General features: G+C 68.7%; 5 protein-coding genes and 1 pseudogene. All 6 read left to right on the forward strand.

The window, feature by feature from the left end; translation table 11 throughout:
- The coding region (locus IE98_RS0141215; protein WP_030277822.1) for an oligopeptide/dipeptide ABC transporter ATP-binding protein at positions 1-324 on the forward strand (324 nt) is incomplete at its 5' end.
- Positions 325-477: 153 nt separating this feature from the next.
- Positions 478-2,121 carry a peptide ABC transporter substrate-binding protein gene (locus IE98_RS0141220; protein ID WP_030277824.1) on the forward strand — a complete coding sequence of 548 codons (1,644 nt, stop codon included), beginning with the start codon at positions 478-480 and terminating at the stop codon, positions 2,119-2,121.
- Positions 2,122-2,188: 67 nt separating this feature from the next.
- Positions 2,189-3,112 (forward strand): ABC transporter permease, encoded by a 924-nt coding sequence (locus IE98_RS0141225; protein ID WP_030277826.1) that lies wholly within the window; start codon positions 2,189-2,191, stop codon positions 3,110-3,112.
- Positions 3,105-4,133, forward strand: a complete 1,029-nt coding sequence (locus IE98_RS0141230; RefSeq protein ID WP_420706273.1) for an ABC transporter permease — start codon at positions 3,105-3,107, stop codon at positions 4,131-4,133. Before IE98_RS0141225 ends, IE98_RS0141230 begins: the two co-directional genes overlap by 8 nt.
- Positions 4,134-4,151: 18 nt before the next feature.
- Positions 4,152-5,061: pseudogene (locus tag IE98_RS44025) on the forward strand (ABC transporter ATP-binding protein).
- Positions 5,051-5,490, forward strand: a 440-nt coding sequence (locus tag IE98_RS0141240) for an ATP-binding cassette domain-containing protein (protein WP_030277830.1), incomplete at its 3' end; no start/stop codon positions are given. The pseudogene IE98_RS44025 and the gene IE98_RS0141240, both read left to right, overlap by 11 nt.

Consider the following 5,490-nt stretch of genomic DNA (forward strand, 5'->3'; position numbering starts at 1 on the left):
GGCCGGATGGTCGAGATCGGCTCCGACGAGGAGATCTACGAGCACGCCACCCACCCGTACACCCAGGCGCTGCTCTCGGCCGTCCCGGTGCCCGACCCGGCCGGCCGCGAGGGCCGCGAGCGGATCATCCTCTCCGGTGACATCCCCTCGCCGGCGAACCCGCCGTCCGGCTGCCGCTTCCGCACCCGCTGCTGGAAGGCCGAGGAGCGCTGCAGCACCGAGCTGCCGCTGCTCGCCGTCCCGGAGATCGGCGAGGGCCCGGCCAAGCACGCCTCGGCCTGCCACTTCGCCGCGGTGCGCGAGCCCGTCGCGGCGGCCTCCTGACCGGGCGGACGACCCCCTTCGCGGGCCCGCGGTGCATTCGCACCGCGGGCCCGCGGGCATTTCGGCACCCATCCGGCCGTATCCAGCTCGCGCCGCCGGGGAGCCGCTCCTTCGATGGGGTGTGATGCGTCATACACCCAGAGGAGGAGCCTCATGCCTGCAGCGACCAGAGTGCGCTGGGCCGTGGTCGTCGCGACGAGCGTGGTCCTGGTGGCCACCGGCTGCGGCAGCAGCGGGGGCGGAGGAGGAGGCAGCGGCGCCAGCGGAGGCACCGGCGGCATCGTGACCGCCTGGTGGGGCGACCCGCAGAACCCGCTCGAGCCCGCCAACACCAACGAGGTCAACGGCGGCGCCGTGCTCAACATGATCTTCCGGGGCCTGATCCAGTACGACCCCAAGACCAGCGAGCCGCAGAACGCCAACGCGCAGTCGATCACCTCGGACGACCAGCAGAACTGGACGGTCAAGCTCAAGCCGGGCTGGAAGTTCAGCGACGGCACCACCGTGACCGCCAAGTCCTACGTGGACGCCTGGAACTACGGCGCCCTGTCCACGAACAAGCAGCTCAACAGCAGCTTCTTCTCCTACATCCAGGGCTACGACCAGGTCGCGCCCGCGTCCGGCAACCCGACCGCACAGACCCTGTCCGGCCTGAAGGTCGTCGACGACAACACCTTCACCGTGGCGCTCAACCAGAAGTTCTCCACCTGGCCCGCCACCCTCGGCTACTCGGCCTTCGTCCCGCTCCCCGCGAGCTTCTTCTCCGACCACGCGGCGTACCTCAACAAGCCGGTCGGCAACGGCCCGTACGAGATCTCCTCGTGGACCAAGAGCGCCAAGATGGAGCTGCGGCCGTTCTCCGGCTTCAGCGGCACGGACAAGCCCAAGAACGGCGGCATCGACCTCAAGGTCTACACCGACACCAACGCCGCCTACGCCGACCTCCAGGCCGGCAACCTCGACGTCGACAACGGCCTGCCGAACAGCGCGCTGAAGACCGTCGAGACCGACCTCAACGGCCGCTTCCTCAACACCCCGGCCGGCATCATCCAGACGATCTCCTTCCCGCTGTACCAGGCGAACTGGAACACGCCCAACGCGCAGAAGGTCCGCCTCGGCCTCGCCATGGCGATTGACCGGAACACCATCACCAAGGTCGTGTTCAACAACACCCGCACCCCGGCCAGCGACTGGACCTCCCCGGTGCTCGGCGCCGCCGGCGGCTTCAAGGAAGGCATCTGCGGCCAGGCCTGCACGTACAACCCGACCATGGCCAAGCAGCTCGTCCAGGAGGGCGGCGGCATCCCCGGCGGCCAGCTCACCATCTCGTACAACGCGGACGGCCCGCACAAGGAGTGGGTCGACGCCGTCTGCAACAGCATCAACAACGCGCTCGGCAACACCAGCGCCTGCGTCGGCAACCCGATCGGCACCTTCGCCGACTTCCGCAACCAGGTCACCACCAAGAAGATGACCGGCCCGTTCCGCACCGGCTGGCAGATGGACTACCCGCTGATCCAGAACTTCCTGCAGCCCGTCTACACCACCGGCGCCTCGTCGAACGACTCCGGGTACAGCAACCCGCAGTTCGACTCCCTCGTCAACCAGGCCAACGCCAACCCGGACAAGTCCTCGGCGGTCAGCCAGTTCCAGGACGGCGAGAAGCTGCTCGCCACCGACCTGCCCGCGATCCCGCTCTGGTACCAGAACGGCACCGTCGGCTGGTCCTCGCGGGTCTCCAACGTCCTGCTCAACCCGTTCAGCGTCCCGGTCTACGACCAGATCACCGTCAAGTAGTCGGCAGCGGCCGCCGGGGCCGGACGGCCCCGGCGGCCGCCCTTCCGGCGGCCCCCTGGAGGTTCGCATGGGACGCTACGTCATCCGACGCCTGCTCCAGATGATCCCGGTGTTCCTCGGGAGCACCTTCCTCATCTTCGTGATGGTCCACGCGCTCGGTGACCCGGTGAACGCGCTGTTCGGCGACCGCGCCCCCGACCCGGTCGTCGCCCAGCAGATCCGTGAGCAGTACAACCTGAACGACCCGCTGTGGCTCCAGTACCTGATCTACATGAGCAACCTGTTCCGCTGGGACTTCGGCACCACGTTCAACGGCCAGTCGGTCACCTCGCTGCTCGCCACCGCCTACCCGGCGACGATCAAGCTGACCGCGGTGGCCTTCACCATCGAGGTGATCTTCGGCATCGGCTTCGGCCTCATCAGCGGCCTGCGCCGCGGCGGCTGGTCGGACAACACGGTGCTGATCTTCACCCTGATCGTCATCTCCATCCCCACCTTCGTCACCGGCTACGTTCTCCAGTACCTGGTCGGCGTGCAGTGGGGCATCCTGCCCGCCACCGCCGGTGAGGACCTCAGCCTCCAGTCGCTGCTGCTGCCGGGCATCGTGCTCGCCTCCGTCTCGCTCGCCTACGTCGCCCGCCTCACCCGCACCACCGTCGCCGAGAACTCCCGGGCCGACTTCGTGCGCACCGCGGTGGCCAAGGGCCTCCCGCGCCGCCGGGTGACGATCAACCACCTGCTGCGCAACTCGCTGATCCCGGTCGTCACCTTCCTCGGGGCCGACCTCGGCGCGCTCATGGGCGGTGCGCTGGTCACCGAGCGGATCTTCAACATCCACGGCGTGGGCTTCTACCTCTACCAGGGCATCGTCCGCCAGAACACCGCCACGGTCGTCGGCTTCGTGACCGTCCTGATCATCATCTACCTGGCGGCCAACCTGCTCGTCGACCTGCTCTACGCGGTCCTGGACCCGAGGATCCGTTATGCCTGACCAGGAGAAGTACAACAAGGCGGACCCGCTCGCGGACGCCGGCACCGAGGAAGAAGAGATCCAGAGTGCCGTCGAGAGCCGGACCTTCGACCTCGGCACCATGGAAGCGCAGACTTTAATCAAGAACGAACGCCTCGACGACGAGCCCGGGGTCGCCGCTGTCGACGACCGCGTCAAGCCGCGGAGCCTCTGGCAGGACGCCTGGCGTGACCTGCGCCGCAACCCGATCTTCATCATCTCCGGACTGCTCATCATCTTCCTGGTGATCATGGCGATCTGGCCCGGGCTGTTCACCTCCACCGACCCGCTGAAGTGCGACCTCTCGAAGGCCCAGCAGGGCTCCGAGTCCGGCCACCCCTTCGGGTTCGACGGGCAGGGCTGCGACGTCTACGCCCGCACCGTGTACGGCGCCCGCGCCTCCATCACGGTCGGCGTCTGCGCGACCGTCGGCGCCGCCCTGGTCGGCACCACGCTCGGCGGTCTGGCCGGCTTCCTCGGCGGCTGGTCCGACTCGGTCATCTCCCGGGTCGCCGACATCTTCTTCGGCATCCCGATCCTGCTCGGCGGCCTGGTCTTCCTCTCGGTCATCCCGAGCCGGTCGATCTGGATCGTGGTCGCCTTCATCGTGGTGCTCGGCTGGCCGCAGATCGCCCGCATCGGCCGAGGCGCCGTGATCACGGCGAAACAGCAGGACTATGTCACCGCGGCCCGTGCCCTGGGCGCGAGCAACTCGCGGCTGATGCTCCGGCACATCCTGCCCAACGCGGTCGCCCCGATCATCGTCGTGGCCACCATCGCGCTCGGCACCTACATCGCCCTGGAGGCCACCCTGAGCTTCCTCGGCGTCGGACTCAAGCCGCCGACCGTCTCCTGGGGCATCGACATCTCCTCGGCCTCGGCGACCTTCCGCAACGCCCCGCACATGCTGCTCTACCCGGCCGGTGCGCTGAGCCTCACCGTCCTGGCGTTCATCATGCTCGGCGACGCCGTCCGCGACGCACTCGACCCGAAGCTGCGCTGAGAGGGGCCCCCACCAACCATGAACAGCGGCAACAGCGACGACGACGCCGGAGCCATCCGGATCGACCCCCGGGCGTCCGGTGCCGGCAGCGCGGCCGGCGACGCCCTGCTCGACGTGCGCGGTCTGCAGGTCGAGTTCCGCACCCGCGACGGCGTCGCCAAGGCCGTCAACGGCGTGAACTACTCCGTCGCCGCCGGCGAGACCCTGGCCGTCCTGGGCGAGTCCGGCTCCGGCAAGTCGGTGACCGCCCAGGCGATCATGGGCATCCTGGACAGCCCGCCCGGCTTCGTCACCGGAGGCGAGATCGTCTTCAAGGGCCGCGACCTGCTCAAGCTGAACTCCGAGGAGCGCCGGAAGATCCGCGGCGAGCAGATGGCGATGATCTTCCAGGACGCGCTCTCCTCGCTGAACCCGGTGCACTCCGTCGGCACCCAGCTCGGCGAGATGTACCGGGTGCACCGCGGGGTCTCCCGCAAGGACGCCAAGCTCAAGGCGATCGAGCTGATGGACCGGGTCCGGATCCCGGCCGCCGCCCAGCGGGTGAACGACTACCCGCACCAGTTCTCCGGCGGCATGCGCCAGCGCATCATGATCGCGATGGCGCTCGCCCTGGAACCCGACCTGATCATCGCGGACGAGCCGACCACCGCCCTGGACGTGACCGTCCAGGCGCAGGTCATGGACCTGCTCGCGGAGCTCCAGGCCGAGTACAACGAAGGGCCAGGAGCTGTACGCCATCAAGGGCCTGCCGCCGAACCTGCTGCGGATCCCCAAGGGATGCGCCTTCAACCCGCGCTGCCCGCGGGCCCAGGACGTCTGCCGGCGGGAGGAACCCGAGCTGTTCGAGGTCACCGGCGACACCGGCGCGCCCCTGCCGGGACGGGGCAGTGCGTGCTTCTTCTGGAAGGAGACCCTCCATGACGTCTGACGGGGCGGGAACGGTGGAAGCCGTTCCCGAGGACGCCGCGTTCGCCCGGGAGGTGCCCCGCGGCGAGCCGATCCTGCAGGTGAGGGACCTGGTCAAGCACTTCCCGCTGACCCAGGGCGTCATCGTCAAGAAGCAGATCGGCGCGGTGAAGGCCGTCGACGGCGTCTCCTTCGACCTGCACAAGGGCGAGACCCTCGGCATCGTCGGCGAGTCCGGCTGCGGCAAGTCGACGCTCGCCAAGGTCCTGATGAACCTGGAGCCCGCCACCAGCGGCTCCGTCCGGTTCAAGGGCGAGGAGATCTCCCACCTCAAGGGCACGGCGCTCAAGCACGTCCGCCGCAACATCCAGATGGTGTTCCAGGACCCGTACACCTCGCTGAACCCGCGGATGACGGTGGGCGACATCATCGGGGAGCCCTTCGAGATCCA

This window comes from Streptomyces sp. NRRL B-24484 (assembly GCF_000717715.1).
Taxonomy (GTDB): Bacteria; Actinomycetota; Actinomycetes; order Streptomycetales; family Streptomycetaceae; genus Kitasatospora.